General features: G+C 47.0%; 17 protein-coding genes. 14 read left to right on the forward strand and 3 right to left on the reverse strand.

All coding sequences use genetic code 11. From position 1 onward, the window contains the following. Nucleotides 1–507 (forward strand): pantetheine-phosphate adenylyltransferase, encoded by a 507-nt coding sequence (coaD, locus tag ASD24_RS21845; RefSeq protein WP_056701152.1) that lies wholly within the window; start codon nucleotides 1–3, stop codon nucleotides 505–507. Here coaD and ASD24_RS21850 read toward each other — a convergent pair. Then, nucleotides 485–1,798 (reverse strand): nucleoside recognition domain-containing protein, encoded by a 1,314-nt coding sequence (locus ASD24_RS21850; protein ID WP_056700499.1) that lies wholly within the window; start codon nucleotides 1,796–1,798, stop codon nucleotides 485–487. The two genes, coaD and ASD24_RS21850, sit on opposite strands and share 23 nt — an antisense overlap. Before the next feature lie 207 nt (nucleotides 1,799–2,005). Between ASD24_RS21850 and ASD24_RS21855 the strand changes: the two genes are divergently transcribed. Continuing rightward, nucleotides 2,006–3,046, forward strand: coding sequence for a SepM family pheromone-processing serine protease (locus ASD24_RS21855; RefSeq protein WP_056700501.1), 1,041 nt, complete (start codon nucleotides 2,006–2,008; stop codon nucleotides 3,044–3,046). 1,051 nt (nucleotides 3,047–4,097) lie between these two features. Here the strand turns inward: ASD24_RS21855 and ASD24_RS21860 are convergent. Both ASD24_RS21860 and hmpA read right to left on the reverse strand, forming a co-directional pair. After that, nucleotides 4,098–5,330, reverse strand: a complete 1,233-nt coding sequence (locus tag ASD24_RS21860; protein WP_056700503.1) for a nucleotidyltransferase — start codon at nucleotides 5,328–5,330, stop codon at nucleotides 4,098–4,100. A 228-nt stretch (nucleotides 5,331–5,558) separates the two neighbouring features. After that, complete coding sequence (hmpA, locus tag ASD24_RS21865; RefSeq protein WP_056700505.1) at nucleotides 5,559–6,794, reverse strand: NO-inducible flavohemoprotein; 1,236 nt, start codon at nucleotides 6,792–6,794, stop codon at nucleotides 5,559–5,561. 653 nt (nucleotides 6,795–7,447) lie between these two features. Here hmpA and ASD24_RS21870 point away from each other — a divergent pair. From ASD24_RS21870 to ftsY, 12 genes are all read left to right on the forward strand, one after another. Then, nucleotides 7,448–7,984, forward strand: a complete 537-nt coding sequence (locus ASD24_RS21870) for a YceD family protein (RefSeq protein WP_235540749.1) — start codon at nucleotides 7,448–7,450, stop codon at nucleotides 7,982–7,984. 65 nt (nucleotides 7,985–8,049) lie between these two features. Then, entirely contained in the window at nucleotides 8,050–8,223 is a 174-nt protein-coding gene (rpmF, locus tag ASD24_RS21875) for a 50S ribosomal protein L32 (RefSeq protein WP_017689233.1), read from the forward strand. Between the two features lie 660 nt (nucleotides 8,224–8,883). Continuing rightward, a complete protein-coding gene (fapR, locus tag ASD24_RS21880; protein WP_174715340.1) occupies nucleotides 8,884–9,477 on the forward strand; it encodes a transcription factor FapR in 594 nt (197 codons plus the stop codon). Next, nucleotides 9,474–10,469, forward strand: coding sequence for a phosphate acyltransferase PlsX (gene plsX / locus ASD24_RS21885; RefSeq protein ID WP_056700508.1), 996 nt, complete (start codon nucleotides 9,474–9,476; stop codon nucleotides 10,467–10,469). The genes fapR and plsX overlap by 4 nt, the downstream gene beginning before the upstream one ends. 8 nt (nucleotides 10,470–10,477) lie before the next feature. Then, complete coding sequence (locus ASD24_RS21890) at nucleotides 10,478–11,467, forward strand: beta-ketoacyl-ACP synthase III (protein ID WP_056701155.1); 990 nt, start codon at nucleotides 10,478–10,480, stop codon at nucleotides 11,465–11,467. Nucleotides 11,468–11,494: 27 nt separating this feature from the next. Next, the gene (gene fabD, locus ASD24_RS21895; RefSeq protein ID WP_056700511.1) at nucleotides 11,495–12,427 is read left to right on the forward strand and encodes an ACP S-malonyltransferase; all 933 of its coding nucleotides are present in this window, start codon (nucleotides 11,495–11,497) and stop codon (nucleotides 12,425–12,427) included. Between the two features lie 120 nt (nucleotides 12,428–12,547). Next, the gene (fabG, locus tag ASD24_RS21900; protein ID WP_056700513.1) at nucleotides 12,548–13,297 is read left to right on the forward strand and encodes a 3-oxoacyl-[acyl-carrier-protein] reductase; all 750 of its coding nucleotides are present in this window, start codon (nucleotides 12,548–12,550) and stop codon (nucleotides 13,295–13,297) included. Between the two features lie 151 nt (nucleotides 13,298–13,448). Beyond that, on the forward strand, nucleotides 13,449–13,682 hold the full coding sequence (acpP, locus tag ASD24_RS21905) for an acyl carrier protein (protein WP_024630176.1): 234 nt from the start codon (nucleotides 13,449–13,451) through the stop codon (nucleotides 13,680–13,682). Between the two features lie 178 nt (nucleotides 13,683–13,860). After that, nucleotides 13,861–15,099: a beta-ketoacyl-ACP synthase II gene (gene fabF / locus ASD24_RS21910; RefSeq protein WP_056700515.1), complete on the forward strand. Its 1,239-nt coding sequence runs from the start codon at nucleotides 13,861–13,863 to the stop codon at nucleotides 15,097–15,099. A 14-nt stretch (nucleotides 15,100–15,113) separates the two neighbouring features. Then, nucleotides 15,114–15,812, forward strand: coding sequence for a ribonuclease III (gene rnc, locus ASD24_RS21915; protein WP_056700517.1), 699 nt, complete (start codon nucleotides 15,114–15,116; stop codon nucleotides 15,810–15,812). 189 nt (nucleotides 15,813–16,001) lie between these two features. Further along, on the forward strand, nucleotides 16,002–19,571 hold the full coding sequence (gene smc / locus ASD24_RS21920) for a chromosome segregation protein SMC (RefSeq protein ID WP_056700518.1): 3,570 nt from the start codon (nucleotides 16,002–16,004) through the stop codon (nucleotides 19,569–19,571). A gap of 94 nt (nucleotides 19,572–19,665) precedes the next feature. Further along, nucleotides 19,666–20,667: a signal recognition particle-docking protein FtsY gene (gene ftsY / locus ASD24_RS21925; protein ID WP_056700520.1), complete on the forward strand. Its 1,002-nt coding sequence runs from the start codon at nucleotides 19,666–19,668 to the stop codon at nucleotides 20,665–20,667. Nucleotides 20,668–20,691: the final 24 nt, after the last annotated feature.

Below are 20,691 nucleotides of genomic sequence, written 5' to 3' on the forward strand. Positions count from 1 at the left end.
ATGATACATCGTCAAGAACGGATTGCCGTTTATCCAGGTAGCTTCGATCCTGTAACGATGGGACATCTGGACATTATCGCAAGAGCATCGAAGCAGTTTGACCGTGTGATTGTGGCGGTGCTGAATAATATGAGTAAAAACCCACTGTTTACGGTGGAGGAGCGCAAGCAATTAATTACGGAAGTGACTCGTCATCTGCCTAATGTTGAGGTGGATAGCTTCCGCGACCTAACGGCCAATTATGTACGCCAAAAAGAAGCGCAAGTTATCGTGAGAGGTATTCGCTCGGTCACTGATTTTGAATATGAATTGCAGCTGGCTTCCACCAATAGTAAATTGAATCCAGATGCAGAGACGATTTTCATGATGACGAATCCGAAGTATTCGTATCTCAGCTCCAGTATTGTAAAAGAAATTGCGCATTACAATGGAGATGTAACGGATCTGGTATCTCCTGAAGTGGAAGCTGCGCTACGTCAGAAAATTAGCGAGAAAAACGCCCGTTGAACAAGCGAATCAGTCCCGAAAGACTGATCATAACGACGAGCAGCAGAGCAAGACTGAACATGGCTACCGGAATAGCGTAACCAATAAACGCTAGGCTTGAACTGTTGCTGAACAGGGGAAACCACGGCGGTGCAGCCGGCAACCCGATGTTCGTATTGGTTTGAAACGTAGTCCAGACCTCTATACTGTATCGACTAAAAGGTGCCCATAGAACAAGGCTCATGGCAAAAGCGATGAGTCCATGTATCAGCCGTATAGAAACAAAGTCAATCATACTCCTTGTCGCAAGCCCGACTGATTTTAGAACGGCATAGACCTGCAAATGGGAGCATAGCCCACCCCAGCCTAATACGGCTGCAATGAGAGCGATCATGGTTACAGACGCCAAAGGGGCTTGACTTAGATGGTAGATTCCAAGATGTACTTCCAACAGAGATGGCCATAAGGCAACCGAAGAACCGGGTGTGAGATAAAGGCTTAGCAGTCGAATGAATACCGCAAATACAATCATAAATCCTCCGGTCATCATCAAGGTCTGAACGGCTTGGGAGACCGTGTCACCAAGTAGCTTACCGAATCCTCGTCCGTCACGGCTACGAGCCTCGCGAGCTGCAAGATTCATACGCAGCCAAAGTGTGTGGCGGGGAACGGTAGCCTTGGAAGATAACATGGAATGTATTTCTGTATGTGCTGATTCTGAAGGATGTGGCGATAAATCTGAGGCCGACCTTGTGCCAATGCTTGCTGCCCGCCCTACTGGCAATAGGCGAATACCGATCATGGCGGCGATCCATCCGCTAATCCAATGTATACCGAGTAGAAAGTATCCGGCTACAGGCTGGTGAAGAAAAGCTGTACCCAAGACAATGATAATCATCATTGGATTGGAGAAATGAGCAATGGCTGCCAAGACACCCGCCTGTTTGGCGGTTATTTGTCGATCTTGTACAAGTCGTGCGGCTGTATCGGCTCCTGCAGGGAAGCCCCCACACATGCCAACAGCTATGGCTAGTCCAGCCTGACCGGGTAACCGAAACAAACGTTGCATGAGTGGTCCTAACAGAACGCCTAGTGCATCGGTAAACCCAAATGCGGTTAGCATCTGGGAAAGCATGAGAAAGGGCAGCATGGCGGGGAAAATAATTTTCCACCAAATATCAAGCCCTTGAATGGAAGCATCGAAGGCTTCTTTGGGAGATAATACAACGGCAACAACGAGCAACATTGCACCACTACTTAGAAAAATGGTTCGTAACAGGCCCGAACGGGTAACCTCGGTCTGCATATTCATCAATTCACCTCATAGGATATAGCGCCGCGTTTACACACAGGCTGCTGGATGGATGTGGACGGCCGAATGGCGTCCGTAGACGGTTCGGCCTTGACCGGATAAGCGGCTGCTCACAGCGGCCTATCCGGCCTGTACCATTGTATGCAAGTTGATGAGAGTGTTAGACTTATAAATATTTAAGAAACGTAAAGAACGGGGGCTCATGCGATGAATCGGATTCGGAAATCTGGAGGTTTCAAAGCGTCGATCTTTGTGATCGTGGTAGCTCTGATTCTCTATGTTGCAGTTTACATGCCAACGCCGTATATCATTTATCTGCCTGGCAGTGCGGATGAAATCAAACCGATGGTAACGGTCAAGGGTGGAGACAAGGAGGAAAAGGGCGTATTTATGATGACGACGGTGTCAGCTACATATGCCAACGTGTTCCTACTTGGAACGTCCTTGTTTAATCGAAATGCTCAAATTGATAAAAAAGAAGATCGATTACGTGGCAAAAGTGAAGCGGAATACTCTGCAGAGCAAGTATGGTTCATGAGTGACTCCCAATCCTCTGCGATGGAAGCGGCATATGAGAAGGCCGGTATCCAATATTCCATCGTTCCTGAGCATATCTTCGTATTTGGCCTTTCACAGGATCCTAAACCGCAAGGGGACATTAAGCCTGGAGATACCATTTTGGGTGTGGATGGAACAGCAACACCTGATAATACGATATTATCGGCGCAATTAAAGGGAAGAAAACCAGGAGATACGGTTGAAATGCAATTAGAGCGCGGCGGGGAAACAATTAGCCGTGAAGTTCAACTTGTAGAAGTGACGGACAACAAAACGGGGGAAAAGCGTCCAGGCTTAGGGGTAATGATTGGTACGGTTCAAAAAGTGAAGCCGGAAGATCCCGATAAACAGATCACATTTACAAGTACGCAAGTAGGCGGACCGTCTGCCGGATTAATGTTCACATTGGAGATCTATAACCAATTGACGTCTGGTGATCTGACCAAAGGTCATCGTATTGCAGGTACGGGCACCATTACGAAGGATGGTACGGTTGGTCCAATTGGGGGCGTGATCCACAAAATTGTGGCTGCAGATCGGAAGGACGCGGAGATCTTCTTCGTACCCAAAGATAACTATAAGGAAGCCGAAGCAAAAGCAAAACAGATTGATACAAAAATGAAACTGGTTCCGGTTAGCAATGTTGACGATGCACTGGCTTACCTAAAAACGTTATCTGTAAAATCTTAATTAAGCATAGAGGGTTGTTTACATGAGAGGCTATTGCATAGCCTCTTTTTGTATTATCAGGTTAGCCAGTAATTGCTGGTTGGCCTTTTTTAATAGTCGTTTTACGATGGTGGGAGCCGGGAGAACGTAGCTCTTTTAGGAGGATCAACCCCCCCGTACAAAAAAACTGTTCTCCCACGACCTCCAAAAGACCATGTTCTTTTTGTGCCTTGATTGGGCGGAATATCGTACCAATGCTCAAGTTTGTAAGTAGATCTGATGGTACGAATGAGCATCTGGATGCGCCAAGAAAGGCAAGAGGTGCTGTGATTCGAACGGTGTGAATAGAAACTGATTAGGGTGTATTGGGGATGGGGATCAGTGAAGAAAGCGGTATCGGATGAGTTTAGTTCCAAGCAAGGGTATACAGGTAGGCATTCAGGGGGACGTCAACAAGGGAAAGTGACACGATAGGGTACGGGCGGGGTGGGGCGTAATAGGCGGTGCTCGTGCTCGTAAGTGAGTGTGAGCTTTGAAGTCGCGACTCTCAATGATGTACTAGTTCTAACGAACTCAGTCGGCGTTATTCAAGGAAAAATGGCATTCAGGAGATGCTAACGAATCGTAGACACGCTAATGTACCTTTTGGACGCGAAAATTAGGTTCATTCCGTGGTATTTTGCAATATAACATTTCTCAGGTTCGTTACCATTTCCATTCGTTGTGAAATGACGGAATAAGGTCTCTCAGATTCGTTAACAACGATGAGACGGTGTAGGGAGAGAGGCTCGTTCATGAACAGGCTATGCCTGATCAAAAAACCTTCAATTGAGCAGAATTCACCTGCTACAGTGGAAGGTTTTTTTTGGCTGTTAAGCACAATATGACTCTTATTTTGACCAAGGGTTTTCAGGCATGATTATCGCACCGTTAGTTCGTGTAACAACAAAGAGCTAACCAAAGTATAACGGTATATAGGGAACTGGATGTGTTTGGTAGCTCAATCGAATGAGTTACATGTCACCAATGTAATAAGCATCTGCAGATTCAGTATTTATGTTTATGTTCCTACTTAGTATCGTATCGGTGGGTCATAATAATCGCTGTACATCGTTCTTGTATCCTTGTCAGTGTAAGCAAGGGCATATGCTGCCTGAGCCTGTATATCCAGTTCAAGCTGGCTATGATTGAAGGTAGCTGGCTTGATCACGACGGGCAGAGATGCAGAACGTTTCATTTGTTTGAGCAGGCTCTGACCTTTCGAGCTGAAGCCAAGGACTCGAAGGTAACCTGGCCCCTCAGCCAAGATGCTGGGAGACAACTCCGTCTTGGAGTGGTTTAACAGCACATGTGTTAACATCCGTTGCAGCTTGGTGCGCGTATACCGCTTGGTCTTCAATGCATTAAGCAAGGCATCGACTGAAGGCTCTGCGAGCTGAGACAGGGTACGAATCAGCCGATGCTCTAGTCCTTCCGTGACCTCAGCGATGCTGGCTAGCTCGGAGGCACGGCGGGTCGCCGCGATGTGCAGCAGCGGCTGGACAAAGCGCTCCCAATGTACGGGAGCGCGCCCAGTTTGCCATTCGCGCTGGAGAATGGCAAGGGTTGCCGCCGGCACGTATTGCGCGGCGGCTTCAGGCCCGTCCGCCATCAGCAGGCGGCGGACGGCTGTTGCACTGGCGATCGCCCCCGGCCCGGGCGTCGCCTCGTGATACGCGGCACCGGTACGCGCCGCGGTAAAGGGCTGGATCGCGCTGCCTAACCGTTCCAGCGCGATCAGGTAGTGCAGCCCAAGCGAATTGTTGGGCTGCTCCAGCAGTGCAGCGGCGTCGCGTGCATCGACGCCGCCAGGCGCCAGTGCCGCCGCCGCGCCTGCGTACGCGGCGGGGTAACTGGCGCCCTCCCGCAGGCGGCGCGCGATATCCTCGCGCAGCCCTGCGGGCTCCACAGCCAGCACGCGCGCAATGCGCTGCAGGCTGTCCAGGTCCCCCGACTCGCTGCCGAAGCAGAGCGAGTCAACAACCCCAGTATGGTGCAGCAATGCCACCGCACCATACGCAAACCACTCCGCCGGTTGCACCGCATAGGCAACCGGCAGTTCAAGCACGAGATCGGCGCCAGCATGAAGCGCCATCTCGGTGCGTGCCCTTTTACCTACGATGGCGGGTTCGCCGCGTTGGAGGAAAGGGCCGCTCATCACAGCAACGACAGCATCCGCCCCGCTAAGCCGCCGGGCTTCGCTTAGATGATATACATGCCCGTTATGTAGCGGATTATATTCAACAATGACACCAACGGCCTTCATATGTATGCTCCTTTTCCAGAAACTCTTTTCAACATGCGCATGTAACGTTTGGCTCAATCACAATTAGAGGTATTTATCTTCTATCATAATAGGTCAGGTGGGTCTGATGTTCAAATTGCAGGAGTCATACGTACCCAAAAAAGGCATCACTCTTGCATCGTAAAATGCTTAAGCATGCCTTTTTGAGGGTTAACCCATCATTTTATTGTGAAAGCTCAAGTTTATACGTTATACACCTTCTGCAGAAGGGATGAGCTGTGCCTTTGGACCAAAGAATTCATAATGGATCTGGTCAGGCGATACGCCAATTTCATCTAGTGCTGCATAAACGCTCTGCATGAATGGTACAGACCCACACATGTAAAATGTTGCATCCAAGTTATCTACGATCTGACGAAGCCAGTCGGCATCCATGTAACCTTCCTTGTGATAACATGAGATATCCCGATCAGAGCTGCTCGGCTGGGTGTAACAATAATAAGCACGAACATTATCATTGTTGTCAGCTAGTAAGTTTACGTGTTCACGGAATGCATGGTTGGCGCTATCTACATTGGCATGTATAAATGTGATTGGACGTTTATCGCTCTTTTGCGCAAGGGTGTTCAGCATACTAATCATTGGCGTAATACCCACTCCACCACTAAGCAGTACAATTGGGCGTGGATCTTCTGCGTGAAGCGTAAAGTCGCCAGCCGGAGCTGATAACTCAACAACAGAGCCTTCTGTAATGTGTTCATGAAGATATGTGGAGATTACTCCATCTGGACGATCCATGGAACCCTGTTCTCTTTTGACGGAAATACGGTAATAAGGTTTATCAGGTGCATCAGAAAGGCTATACTGACGTATCTGGGTAAATGGATGTCCCTCTGGATGAATTTTGATGCTGATATATTGTCCCGGTTCATGGCTAGAAATGGGCAGACCATCCTCTGGGTACAGGTAAAAGGAGGTAATGATGTCGCTCTCTTGCACTTTCTTAGCCACTTTGAACGATCGGAAGCCTTCCCAACCACCCGTTTGCTTCTCTGCTGTAGCATACATGTCCTGCTCGATTCCGATAAAGGCGTCTGCAATGACTTGGTAGGCTTCGCCCCATGCCGTTATAATTTCATCGGTTGCTGCATCACCAAGCACGTCTTTAATAGCTTGGAGCAGATACGTGCCAACAATGGCATACTGCTCGGGAACAATGCCAAGGCTACGGTGTTTATGAGCGACTTGACGTACGGCAGGTAAGATGGAGGCGAGATTGTCGATATGCAGGGCAGCTGTATATACCATGTTTGCAAGAGCTACCTGTTGACGTCCCTGTTTCTGGTTGGCATGGTTGAATATATTCAGCAGTTCTGGATGTGCAGTGAACATCGTTTTATAGAAATGGCGGGTAATGGCTTCACCGTGCACTTCGAGTACAGGTACTGTGGATTTGATGACCTTAATCGTGTTTTCACTTAACATGAAATTCCCTCCCGATATAAGATGAAAGTATTAGAGTCTGATAGTAAAAAAACAGTTTGTCACCTAGTCTGCCAAGCGGCTTCACTAGCATCGTGGTAAGGTTTTAGTTGGAATAAGCGGAAGTGGATGTGCTCAAAGGAGATTCCCTTTTTCTCCATTAGAAAACGTTCGTTCAATTTCTAACGCAGTTGCAAGATAATCCGTAGTCTTCATTATAGCTTCATTCCATTTTCTTTCGTACCGATCGCTAGATTCATTAAATTAAATAGTAGATAAATTCGTCTTGAATGCTTAACGTGCTTCGGTTTACAACAAGTATAGATACGGAGCATGGAGGGGCGTGTGATATAGATCACACTAATTATCAACGAATTGTGACCGATACTTCCTGCAATAGATGCTTGTAGTTAGAGCGAAGTAAGCCTATAATGTTTCAATGTGCGTATTTGGTTGGAGATCATTGATTTTAAAATAGGGTGTAAAGTTAAAAGTGTTGACAAACCTCTTGAAAAATCGGTATAATGATTTTTGTTTGTTAAGTCAATTTCATAATAGTTTTAATGATATAGCGTCAGAATACATACAGTCAGGAAATGAAGTAGTTATACCTCAGCTTGATCTGTATACATGTCGTAAAGCGTTTGACAACAATTATGAGATTGGTTTCGTTTGGAGTGATGGAAATGTTAATGCCATTTCGCAAAGTGGCAACCAGTGATCGTCCCGTACAGTTCAATGAACAGTGGGATATTAAGGAACTGGTTTCTAACCGACAAGATATCACAGCCGTTACCCCGCTGACTGCGGATTTATCTGCAGAACAGAAAGAGGGAAACGTTGTGGATGTTCATGGCAAACTGACAGTAGGAGCGTACATGTTATGCTCCAGATGTCTTAAGCCGATTAATGAACATTTTCATATTGATTTTCATGAGCAATTCAAGCAGGGAAAACAACCAGAGGAATTGCACGAAGACGACGATACTTTCTATGTGGATGAAGATAACGTTGATCTGAAGGGTTATGCCGAGGGAACTTTTCTGCTACATCTTCCGTTTGTACCGCTCTGTAGCGATACATGCAAAGGGTTATGCCCTAAGTGTGGCCACGAGTTGAACGAAGGTGACTGCGGTTGTGATAACGAAGTTATCGACCCGCGGCTTGCAGGGCTCAAGGATTTTTTTAAATGAGCATGATTGAAAATCGAACGTAACAACTACCTGCAAAGGTTGATTTTGATAAGGAGGTGGGAATAATGGCAGTACCTCAACGGAGAACGTCCAAGACGCGTCGCGACAAACGTCGCACTCACTTTAAATTGGCTGTACCGGGCATGGTGAAATGTGAGCAATGTGGCGAACTGAAACTGAGTCACCACGTTTGCAAAGTGTGCGGAACGTACAAAGCAAGAGAGATCATCTCTCAATAATAGCTAGCTAATAAGTAGTACTTCATTTCGGTGGAGTGCTACTTTTTCTTTTTCAATTTCTTTTTTATTCTATAAGGATGGAACTGAAACGTTTTGCTGCTTTACGCTATTTCTTTTCTCTCCGTTCATGAGATGCTAGTTCAATCTATGTAGATATTTTTCCGTATAGGCCGCGGGATTTCGTATAATACGGGCGAGTGGAGCGAAGGTTGAGAACGGTGGATTGTTTTTGGTGGATCAGCCTTTCTTTTTGACACGGGATGAGATATACTATAGTTTAGTACCAGGTTCTAAGATTTGACGTTACATAGATATGAGTTATAACTTGTACGAAGAAGTGCCCTGAATTTAGGGCGTAATTATAGAGTAATATGTACTTAAAGTGCATGTTCAAAAAGGTCGGTTTTCAGAACCAAGAAGATGGGATGAAGATTGAAATGGAGTAGCGGAGCGTAGATTAAGCTACGTGAGCAACTACATTGTTTCCGAAGGAAACAAACTTCGTAAGCATCTACTTATTTCGGCTGAATCCCATATTCGATGCTGAGATGCCGCTCGCGCATCCTTCGTAATCAAAAGCGGACTTTTTGAACAACCACTTAAGGATAGAACTGACCGGATGGGCGGTTCCGTAAACGATATAGCTGGGGGGTGTCAGGCATCGAACGTGTACCGAAAAGACAGAGGCAGCAACAGTTGACCAAAATGATCGAAGACAACCCGTTTGTGACGGATCAGGAGCTTACACGACAGTTGAAAGTGAGTATTCAGACGATCCGTCTCGACAGGCTGGAGCTTGGCATACCTGAGCTTCGGGAACGGATGAAACTAATGGCAGAGCGCTCATACGATCAGGTTCGCTCTTTGCCTCTGCATGAGATTATCGGTGATATTGTAGACTTGCAGTTGGACAAGAGTGGAATCTCCTTGTTTGAGATTAAGGAGGAGCATGTCTTTTCCAGAACGGGTATTGCTCGGGGTCACTATGTTTTTGCCCAGGCGAACTCCCTTGCTGTAGCGGTGATTAATGATGAAATCGCGTTGACCGCATCGGCAGACATTCGTTTTGTGCGTTCTGTTCATCTGGCTGAGAAATGTATTGCCAAGGCCTATGTCAGATCGATCTCAGGTCAAAAGGGAAAAGCCAAAGTTGAAGTGTTCACTTATGTGGGAGAAGAAATGGTGTTCCAAGGCAATTTTGTTATCTACCGTTCGGGTGGAGAAGACAGCGTAGAGGGAGGTCAACTGGTATGAAGATTGTCATTGATGCTATGGGAGGCGATAATGCCCCTGCGGCAACGGTCGAAGGGGCGATCGCAGCCGCCACAGAATGGACGGATACACAGATCGTTCTGGTTGGCGACGAAGCCCAAATTGAACCGCTTCTGAGTCAAGCTGCGGTTAAGCCTGCTAATCTGTCCATTCGTCATGCTTCTGAAGTTATCGGTTCGGACGATGAACCCGTGAGAGCTGTCCGCCGTAAAAAGGATGCTTCCATGGTCGTTGCCGGAAGGATGCTGAAGGAAGGTGAAGCAGATGCCATGATCTCTGCGGGCAATACCGGAGCACTCATGACAACCGGATTACTAGTTGTAGGTCGCATGGATGGCATCGAGCGTCCGGCACTCGCACCGATGATTCCAACGATTGATGATGTAGGTGTGCTTGCATTGGATCTTGGCGCTAACATGGATGCGAAGCCAGAGCATCTTGCGCAGTACGGACTTATGGGGAGCTTGTATAGACAGAAGGTTCAAGGTATTGACTCACCGCGAGTTGGTTTGTTGAATGTTGGTACAGAGCCTGGTAAAGGAAACGAGCTCACGAAGCATGCCTATCCTTTGCTGGAGCAGTTACCGATTCGCTTTGTAGGTAATGTTGAAGCCCGTGACGTACTGACAGGTGCATGTGATGTGCTTGTCTGCGACGGGTTTGCAGGAAATATATTGTTGAAATCGCTGGAAGGCACAGCAGGTGCCATTTTTACTCTGCTCAAAGAACAGTTCTCATCGTCACTCAAAAGCAAATTGGCTGCTGCTGTGCTTATGCCTGAGCTGAGAGGTCTGAAACGGAAACTGGATTATACCGAGCATGGCGGCGCGCCGCTTCTCGGTTTAAGCAGACTGGTTGTTAAGAGTCATGGATCGGCCGATGGGAATGCGATCAAAAATGCAGTACGTCAAGCAAGGATCGCAGTACAGAATCAGCTAGTGGAGAGCATATCTAAGGAAATTAGCGGGAAGTGAGTGACGACATGAATAATTTGCGCCCGGTTGGGGTTATTGGTACGGGGAAATATGTGCCTGAGAAAATTTTGACAAATAGCGATCTTGAAAAAATGGTAGATACAAATGACGAGTGGATCGTCAGTCGAACAGGAATCAAAGAGCGTCACATCGCTGCACCGGATCAAGCCACTTCGGATTTGGCATACGAAGCAGCGATCAAAGCTTTAGAATCTGCGGGTATGACAGGTAGCGATTTGGATCTAATCATCGTTGCAACGATTACACCAGATTCTGCTTTCCCTTCTACTGCTTGTATTCTTCAAGATAAATTAGGTGCTAAAGGTGCGGCTGCGTTTGACCTGTCTGCTGCTTGCTCTGGTTTTGTATATGGACTTGCGACAGCGACAAGCTTTATCAAAAGTGGTCTTTACAATAATGCGCTTGTTATTGGTGCAGACTGTCTGTCCCGGATTACGGATTACACGGATCGGAACACCTGTGTACTGTTCGGAGATGGCGCAGGCGCGGTAATCGTTGGAGAAGTGCCTGAGGGCCGTGGATTCAAATCATTTGATCTAGGTGCTGAAGGTGCGGGCGGTAGCCTGCTTCAACTGGAAGGTGGAGGTTCACGTTTACCGGCTTCTGCAGAGACCGTTGAGAACAAAAAGCATTACATCTACATGAATGGTCGGGAAGTATTCAAATTTGCGGTACGTGTTATGGGAACGGCTACGCTAGAAGTGCTGAACAAAGCAGGTCTGGATCGCTCAGACGTAGATTTGTTTGTTCCTCATCAAGCTAATATTCGTATCATTCAATCTGCAATGCAACGACTGGATCTTCCGGAAGAAAAAGTAGTTGTGAATGTAGATAAATATGCTAACACATCAGCGGCCTCTATCCCGCTAGCTTTGGTTGAAGCTGCTGAAGAAGGACGCATGAAAGCTGGAGATACCGTACTGATGGTTGGATTCGGCGGCGGACTGACATGGGGAGCATCTGTACTCGTTTGGTAAATTAGATAGCTTGGAGAGATGAATCTGATGAGTAAAATAGCATTTGTATTTCCCGGTCAGGGATCACAGGCGGTAGGTATGGCAAAGGAAGCGTATGAGACGGTTCCAGCGTCAAAAGAAATTTTTGAAGTAGCCGATCAAACACTTGGCTTTTCGCTGAGTAACCTGATATTTGAAGGTCCGGAGACCGAGTTGAAACAGACATCAAATACACAACCGGCTCTGTTGACAGCAAGTATTGCTTGGCTAGAGGCATTTAGGGAAAAAGGAATTCAAGCGGATTACATGGCTGGACATAGCTTGGGAGAATACAGTGCACTAGTGGCGGCAGGCGTATTGTCGTTTGCTGATGCGGTAAGTATTGTCCGGGCACGTGGCCAGTACATGGAGCAGGCTGTGCCTGGTGGACAGGGAGCGATGGCTGCAGTGTTGGGTGCGGATCGGGAAGCGCTGGGGGTGCTTTGCCGTGACGTATCTGAAAGTGGACATATCGTAGAACTGGCGAACATGAACTGCCCGGGTCAAATTGTTATTTCAGGTGTTAAAGAAGGCGTTGCTGCAGTAGCGGAACGTGTGAAAGAAACAGGCGGCAAACGTGCAATTGCACTGGAAGTCAGTGGGCCGTTCCACTCTTCTTTGATGAAGGATGCGGCAGAGAAACTAGCAGATAAACTTAAAACTGTTTCTTTCGCACCGGCTAACATTCCTGTTGTAGCTAATGTGACTGCACAGCCGGTAGAAGATGGACAAGTTCAACAATTGTTGACAGAACAGGTCTATTCTCCCGTATTATGGGAAGACAGTGTGACATGGCTTATTGAGCAAGGCGTAGACACGTTTATCGAGATTGGTTCGGGAAGTGTACTAACGGGTTTAATTAAAAAGACAGATAAAACCGTAAAATTGTACAACGTAAACAGTCTTGAAACGCTTGAAGCAACGGTAGCTGCCTTGCAATAAAAAAAACATGAAGAAGCGAAGCGTTCGCCCGAAAGCTTTCTTTAAGAAAGCTACATCGGAAGCATACGCTATCACCGAGTGGTAAGTGGTAACTCTATATTTGGGAAAGGAGGAAAGGTTATGACTAAACCGTTAGAAGGAAAAAATGCATTGGTTACAGGTGCATCCCGTGGAATTGGACGCAGTATCGCGCTTGCTCTGGCGGAGGCGGGTGCCAACGTTGCGGTGAACTATGCAGGCAGCCAAGCGGCGGCTGAGGAGGTAGCGGAAGCGATCCGTGCCAAAGGGGTCAAAGCAATTACCGTTCAGGCTAATGTGGGTCTGATGGACGAGGCTGAACAGATGGTCAAAGCCACGCTTGAAGAGTGGGGTAATGTCGATATTCTTGTTAACAACGCTGGAATTACTCGTGATAACCTGATTATGCGTATGAAAGAAGAAGAGTTTGATCAGGTTATTGAGACGAATCTAAAAGGTGTATTTAACTGTTTGAAGGCAGTTACGCGCCCGATGATGAAGCAACGGTCTGGAAGAATTATTAATATTTCCTCTGTTGTAGGTGTACTCGGTAATGCAGGTCAAGCCAACTATGTTGCTGCTAAGGCAGGCGTTATTGGTTTGACGAAAGCATCTGCTCGTGAACTCGCTTCACGAGGCATCACAGTGAACTGTGTTGCTCCAGGTTTCATTGAAACGGATATGACGAAAGAACTGTCCCAGGAATTAGTCGATGGCATGCTGAGTGGTATTCCATTGTCCCGTCTGGGGCAGCCGGATGAAATTGCTGGTGTCGTAACATTCTTGGCATCAGAAGCTTCATCTTATATGACAGGTCAGACACTTCATGTCGATGGCGGCATGTACATGTAATTCTTTCCTGACGTGAATAATAGTCGGGGAACAGGCGCTGGACGATCCGAAATGCCGGAAAAAGGCCGGATTCCCCGGCCGGGAGCCGCATATGTCTTCTATGGCATTTTGCCTGCGATTCTCGTATAATACCAAGGAGGAGGTGAACCGGATGTCCGATGTATTGGAGCGTGTAAAACGCATCGTCGTCGACCGCTTGGGCGCAGACGAAGCTGAAGTTACACTTGAAGCATCTTTCAAAGAAGATTTGGGTGCTGATTCTTTGGATGTAGTGGAATTGGTCATGGAATTGGAAGATGAATTCGATTTGGAAATCTCTGATGAAGATGCAGAAAAAATCACGACCGTAGGTGAAGTTGTAAACTACATACAATCTCATACCTAAAGTCAATTCAGTCCCGCACCTGTTTTCGAACAGGCGGGACTTCTCATCATTCATTGGTTTTTCTCATTCCGTAGGTAGCGTAGGTTAAATCAGGACTTCTTCTTGATTTCTTACGTCTCTCCTGCGGATTTTCCACAAAAATACTTGCGTAAAGCAGTCGATATAGAGGTGAGTCGGTTTGAAACAAAGAGTAGTAATTACCGGAATGGGCGTAATGACATCGCTCGGAAAAGATTTAGAGACGTTCTGGGGAAGTTTAATGGCAGGTAAGTCCGGAATCTCTCAGATTGAGGCATTTGATGTAAGTGAATATACTACTCAAATTGCTGCCGAAATCAAGGATTTCAACCCGGAAGAATATATGGATCGTAAGGACGCACGCAAAATGGATCGTTTTGTTCAGTTTGCTGTAGCTGCCGGCTTCAAAGCTGTGGAAGACAGCGGATTGAAAATTGACGAGAACATTGAGGCAGAACGTTTTGGGGTATCGATCGGATCGGGTATCGGTGGATTGGGTACTTGGGAAGATCAGCATAACGCATTGCTGCAAAAAGGCCCTAAACGTGTTAGCCCGTTCTTCATCCCAATGATGATTTCGAATATGGCTTCTGGTCAAATGTCGATCTCTCTTGGTGCAAAAGGACCGAACATTAACGTAGTAACTGCTTGTGCTACAGGAACACACTCCATTGGAGATTCCTTCAAGTTGATTGCTAACGGTGATGCAGATGCAATGATCTGTGGGGGAGCTGAAGCGACGATCCGTCCAACTGGACTTGCTGGTTTCTGTGCAATGCGTGCGATGTCTACACGTAATGATGATCCAGCTCATTCTAGCCGCCCGTTTGATACGGGACGTGATGGATTCGTTATGGGTGAAGGTGCAGGTATTCTGATTTTGGAATCACTGGAACACGCTCAAAAACGTGGTGCACGTATCTATGGTGAAGTTATCGGTTACGGATTGACTGGGGATGCACATCACATGACAGAACCAGATCCAGATGGAGCAGCTCGTTGTATGAAGATGGCACTTCGCAATGCAGGCATTGAACCTGAAGAAGTGGACTACATCAATGCACACGGAACATCCACACCTGTAGGTGACCGTTCAGAGACGCTGGCAATCAAGAAAGCGTTTGGAGATCATGCGTACAAGCTGGCTGTGAGTTCCACTAAATCGATGACTGGTCACATGCTCGGTGCTGCTGGTGGGGTTGAAGCGGTAATCTGTGGATTGTCATTGACACATCAGACACTTGCTCCAACGATCAATCTAGAGAACCAAGATCCAGAATGTGATCTTGACTATGTACCTAATGTCCCACGTCAAACGAAAGTTAATATTGCAATGTCCAATTCATTTGGATTCGGCGGTCACAATGCCACCATTATTCTCAAAAAATTTGAAGCATAAGGGGCTAGTTCAATTTGAGTGAAGATCTGAAGCAATTACAGCACAAACTTCAAATCAAATTTGACAACAGGCAGCTTTTAAAACAAGCGTTTACCCATGCTTCTTATGTAAACGAACACCGTTTCAGTCAACATCAGGATAACGAACGTTTGGAGTTTCTAGGCGATGCGGTATTGGAGTTGACTGTTTCGGAATACTTGTATCATTTGTATCCTAACCGTCCGGAAGGTGAACTAACGAAGCTGCGGGCATCTATTGTCTGTGAACCTTCCCTTGTCAAATTTGCTGAAGCATTGGGTTTTGGACAGTATGTACTTCTTGGAAAAGGTGAGGAACTGACTGGAGGACGGACGCGGCCAGCGCTGCTAGCTGATGTGTTTGAATCCTTCATCGGTGCATTATATCTGGATCAGGGACTGGAACCGGTTAGGACGTTTCTGGATCAGCATGTATTTCCGTTAATTGTTTTGGGCGGCAAGTTGCAAATGAGCGATTACAAAACGGAGTTGCAGGAACTCACACAGCATCACAACATGGGATCTTTGGAATATCGAATTGTTGAAGAACGGGGTCCTGCCCATGAAAGGGAGTTTGTCTCCGAGGTCCATATGGGTCAAGAACGGCTTGGCAGAGGTACAGGACGTTCCAAAAAAGAAGCTGAACAGCAGGCTGCATCAGCAGCGCTGGAACGATTGAAGCTTCCGGAAGCCTGAGGCTTTACCGATAGCGCATAGACAAACGAAGAGCAAAGAGCAGCCCCGCGGGTCCGCCCCGGCGGAATGATTAGCCGGACTGCTTTTTGCTCTTTTTTTTGTAAAGAGAGGTTAGGGTTCAGTTTCCCCTAATTCAAGGATATGCGCTGCAACAACTGAAATTTGCAAGAGGAGGTGACGGGAAGCCCTATGTTTCTTAAACGTATTGAACTGGGTGGATTCAAGTCATTCGCCGACAAAACAGAGATGGAATTTGTTCGTGGCATAACTGCGGTTGTGGGCCCGAACGGTAGTGGGAAAAGTAATATATCTGACGGAATTCGCTGGGTATTGGGGGAGCAAAGTGCCAAATCACTACGTGGTGGCAAGATGGAAGATATTATTTTTGCCGGTAGTGATGCGCGTAAAGCTGTCAATTTTAGTGAAGTTTCATTAACGCTCGATAACGAGGATCATGCGCTTGCCTTAGATTTTGGTGAGGTGACCGTGACACGTCGTGTGCATCGTAGCGGAGATAGTGAATATTTTATTAATAAGCAATCATGTCGTTTGAAAGATATTACAGAATTGTTTATGGATACAGGGATCGGTAAAGAAGCCTACTCGATTATTGGACAGGGACGAATTGAAGAAATTCTGAGTACCCGGTCAGAGGATCGCAGGGGAATCTTTGAAGAGGCTTCTGGTATCGTCAAATATAAATCTCGTAAACGGGATGCTACACGCAAGCTGGATGAAACAGAGCAAAATTTGCTGCGGATTCATGACCTCGTTACTGAACTAGAAGATCAGATTGGCCCGCTCAGAGAACAGTCGGAGAAGGCAATTCACTACAAGGAATTACGGAGTCAGTTGAAATCTCAAGAAATTTCGATGTATGTGTATCAGATTGAACAAATTCATGCTTCCTGGAGCAAAGCAAATGAACGTTTACAATCGTTAAAACAGGAAGAGGTTGGTCTCTCTGCAATTGTCTCAACACATGATGCGAAGCTAGAGAGTGATCGGAATGCGTTACGCACGCTCGAAACTGAGACGGAGCGACTGCAATCGGAGCTCTTACAATTCAGTGAAGCAACAGAGAAGAGTGAGGGACACGGGGAATTATTAAAAGAACGAGCTCGCAATCTGCAAACGAACCATGAGCAATTGACCGTGACCGTTGCAACGAGTGAAGAAAAGCACCGCGAGCGTGAGGCTGAGTTGCTCTCTCTTCGTGAGAAGTTCGCTAAGCTGGAGAAAGAACTTACGGATGTGAGAAACAGCCTGTCCGAGGAAGAGGCGAAACTCATTGGGGTGACTGGAGGTATCAGTCAACAGCAAGAGGAGAGTCTCAAAGGTAATTTGCTCGAATTAATGAATCAGATGGCGCAGACACGGAACGAAATTCGTTATGTGGATCAGCAAAAAGAAACGCTGGAGCGACGCATGAGTCGTGCATCCGAGGAATCTGGCAAATGGGAAGGGCAAAAGGAAACGTTAGAGCAGCGTAAGGCGGAAATCGAGAAAAAGGTTGTACGTCTGGGCAAGGAGATCAGTGAACTCCGCGGGGGATACATTACCGAGAGTGAACGACTTCAATCCTTGCAGAAGCTGCTGGAAGAGAGTAGGGGAACCGTTAGGAAATGGGAGCAAAAGCGTGAAGCACAAGTTTCCAGACGTGATACGATGAAAGAAATGCAGGATGATTTTGATGGATTTATGCTCGGCGTTAAAGAAGTGCTGAAGGCGTCCCGTAAAGGTACACTGAGCGGGGTTCATGGCGCGGTGGCTGAGCTGATCAAAGTGCCTGAAAAGATTGAACTTGCGGTAGAGACGGCGATGGGTGCGTCTGTGCAACATATCGTCATGGAGAATGAATCGGTTTCCAGACAGGCGATTTCTTTCCTGAAGCAACGTCAACTAGGTAGAGCTACATTCCTACCCCTTGATGTCATTCGTCCTCGTACCATTGGTGCTAATGAGCGCTCGATGATTGAAGGTATGGATGGATTTGTGGGTATTGGTGCCGATCTGGTTCAGTATGATTCCACGTATGCCTCGATTATCGGTAGTCTGCTTGGTAATGTCATCATTGCGGAAACGCTGGAGGTTGCCAATAAGATTGCTGCACGATGTCAATATCGCTTCCGAGTAGTTACCCTTGAAGGTGACGTGGTTAACGCAGGCGGTTCCATGACAGGGGGAAGCCAGCACAAGAAAAACGGCAGTTTGCTCAGCCGTAAACGGCAACTGGATCAGTTGGATCAAGACATTGTGGATACCGAAAACCAGATCGTCAAATTGCACCGCAGTGTGGACGATGTAAAAGCTCAGTTGGAGCAGTGCCAGGACAAGCTGGATGAGCTGCGACAGTCTGGTGATGATACACGTAATGCGGAACAGCAGGCATCAATGGAAATGAAGCAGGTTGAGCATGAGCTTCGTCATGTACTGGAGCAGGTTGCTGTAGCCGGTCAAGAGAAGAGTGGATTCAAAGAAGAGATTCATGAGATGGATAATGCTCGTGCGGTCGCTGTCCAGAAGCTTGCGCAGCTTGAAGAGGAAGAGAAGGCGACGCATCGTGCTATCCACGCTGCTGAATTCGCGCGTAAGGCCAATGAATCTGCCAAAGAGGAATTGCAGAGCCAATTGACTGAATTGAAAGTGCGGGAAGGTAAGCTGGATCAAGAGCGTTATTCCAATGAAGAGCAGCTACGTCGTCTGGAACGTGAGGTCGAGTCCCTCGTGAAGGAACTTCGTCAGAATCGTACTTTGCTCGCTTCGATGGAAGCGGATTTGAAGAAAACACAGCTTGAGAGTGTTACGCAGATTGAGAATCTGAATGAGTACAAGCTGAAGAAAACGGAAGCTTCTCAGGAGCTAGACTTCAAGCGAGCTGCTCGAAGTCAGTTGTCGAAGAAGCTAGAGCTTGCGGAAAGTGAAACAAAGGAACAGCGTACACAGCTCAAAGCAGTGGAAGAGCAGATGCGTCAGACCGAGATTTCCGTGAACAGGCTTGATGTTGAGCTAGAAAATATTTTGCGTAAATTGACCGATGAGTATGAGCTCGGATATGAACTGGCTAAAGAGCGTTACCCTGTACCAGAGGATGTAGAAAGCACACAGGCTGAGGTACAGAAGCTCAAACGAAGTATATCCGCGCTTGGTGAGGTCAATCTGGGAGCCATTGAAGAATTCCAGCGTGTCAATGAACGATACGAGTTTCTCAGTGAACAGAAGAATGACCTGGTCGAGGCCAAAACAACCTTGTATCAAGTTATCCGTGAGATGGAAGACGAGATGGCTAAGCGTTTCAAATCAACGTTTGATGCGATTCGCCGTGAATTCGGCACCGTATTCTCCAAATTATTTGGTGGTGGACGCGCGGATCTCGTCCTGATGGACCCTGAGCGAATGCTGGATACGGGAATAGATATCGTAGCTCAGCCGCCAGGCAAAAAGCTGCAAAATCTGCAACTATTGTCCGGGGGAGAGCGAGCGCTCACAGCCATGGCATTGCTGTTTGCTATCCTGCATGTTAAACCCGTGCCGTTCTGTGTTCTTGATGAGGTTGAAGCTGCACTGGATGAAGCGAACGTGGTTCGTTTTGCTCAATATCTACGTGAATTCTCCGAGCAGACCCAATTTATCGTGGTGACACATCGCAAGGGTACCATGGAGGAGGCTGACGTTCTCTATGGCGTTACGATGGAAGAGGGCGGCGTGTCCAAGCTCGTTTCCGTTAAGCTGGAGGATGAGGAAGCTGAGATCGCTTAGACGGTGAAGCAAGAAAAGATCTCTACAGTATAGGGAATATTACAGATGGTTTATTATAAATGAAGTATGACTATGCACACGATGGAGGGGCTTTATGAGTTTTTTTAAGAAGCTGAGAGATAGCATTGCTAGCAAAACAGAGTCGGTTACGAAGCAGTTTAAGGAAGGACTCGAAAAGACACGCAAAGAGTTTGTTGAGAAGGTATCTGACCTTATGGTTAGACGCAAAAAAATCGATGAAGAATTCTACGAAGAATTGGAAGAAATTTTAATTGGAGCAGACGTTGGCGTTAACACCGTGATGAATCTCATTGACGAATTACGCGATGAGGTGAAAAAGCGTAAGATTGAGGATGCAGCTGAGCTGCAGCCGGTGCTTTCTGAGAAACTAACCGATTTGCTGCGTGGGGAACAAAATAATGAATTAAAGCTAAATCCGAATGGGATTACGGTTATTTTATTTGTCGGCGTTAACGGTGTTGGAAAAACAACGACCATTGGTAAACTGGCACATCGTTACAAACAGCAGGGCAAAAAAGTCATTATGGCAGCAGGTGATACATTCCGTGCAGGTGCAATCGAACAGTTAGAGGTTTGGGGACAACGTGCTGGAGTGGAAGTCATTAAACAGCAAGCGGGTTCTGATCCGGCAGCGGTTATGTTTGATGCTGTGCAAGCGGCTAAACAGCGTAACGCGGATATTTTGCTCTGCGATACAGCTGGTCGACTGCAAAATAAATCCAATCTTATGGAAGAGCTGAACAAAATTTATCGCGTTATTCAGCGTGAAATTCCGGATGCTCCACATGAGGTGCTGATGGTGCTTGATGCAACGACAGGACAAAACGCCCTGAATCAAGCGAAACTCTTTGGAGAGAAAAGTGGCGTGACAGGACTCGTACTAACGAAGCTTGATGGTACAGCTAAGGGAGGGATCGTGGTTGCGATTCGCCAAGAGTTGGACTTGCCTGTGAAAATGGTAGGATTGGGTGAGAAAATGGAGGATCTGCAGCCATTCGACTCTGAACAGTTCGTACACGCACTGTTTGCCGGACTGATTCAGGAGCAGGTAGAACAGGATACTACGGAAGAGTAATTTTACCCTCAACTACTTGTTTAC

Origin of the sequence: Paenibacillus sp. Root52 (assembly GCF_001426865.1) — a bacterium.
In the GTDB taxonomy this organism is placed as follows: domain Bacteria; phylum Bacillota; class Bacilli; order Paenibacillales; family Paenibacillaceae; genus Paenibacillus.

Coding starts and splice junctions, on each gene's coding strand:
- ASD24_RS21890 (WP_056701155.1), top strand. CDS start 10,478: ATGAATAATTTGCGCCCGGTTGGGGTTATTGGTACGGGGAAATATGTG.
- acpP (WP_024630176.1), top strand. CDS start 13,449: ATGTCCGATGTATTGGAGCGTGTAAAACGCATCGTCGTCGACCGCTTG.
- ftsY (WP_056700520.1), top strand. CDS start 19,666: ATGAGTTTTTTTAAGAAGCTGAGAGATAGCATTGCTAGCAAAACAGAG.
- fabD (WP_056700511.1), top strand. CDS start 11,495: ATGAGTAAAATAGCATTTGTATTTCCCGGTCAGGGATCACAGGCGGTA.
- ASD24_RS21860 (WP_056700503.1), bottom strand. CDS start 5,330: ATGAAGGCCGTTGGTGTCATTGTTGAATATAATCCGCTACATAACGGG.
- ASD24_RS21855 (WP_056700501.1), top strand. CDS start 2,006: ATGAATCGGATTCGGAAATCTGGAGGTTTCAAAGCGTCGATCTTTGTG.
- ASD24_RS21850 (WP_056700499.1), bottom strand. CDS start 1,798: ATGAATATGCAGACCGAGGTTACCCGTTCGGGCCTGTTACGAACCATT.
- rpmF (WP_017689233.1), top strand. CDS start 8,050: ATGGCAGTACCTCAACGGAGAACGTCCAAGACGCGTCGCGACAAACGT.
- hmpA (WP_056700505.1), bottom strand. CDS start 6,794: ATGTTAAGTGAAAACACGATTAAGGTCATCAAATCCACAGTACCTGTA.
- fabG (WP_056700513.1), top strand. CDS start 12,548: ATGACTAAACCGTTAGAAGGAAAAAATGCATTGGTTACAGGTGCATCC.
- smc (WP_056700518.1), top strand. CDS start 16,002: ATGTTTCTTAAACGTATTGAACTGGGTGGATTCAAGTCATTCGCCGAC.
- plsX (WP_056700508.1), top strand. CDS start 9,474: ATGAAGATTGTCATTGATGCTATGGGAGGCGATAATGCCCCTGCGGCA.
- ASD24_RS21870 (WP_235540749.1), top strand. CDS start 7,448: ATGAGATTGGTTTCGTTTGGAGTGATGGAAATGTTAATGCCATTTCGC.
- coaD (WP_056701152.1), top strand. CDS start 1: ATGATACATCGTCAAGAACGGATTGCCGTTTATCCAGGTAGCTTCGAT.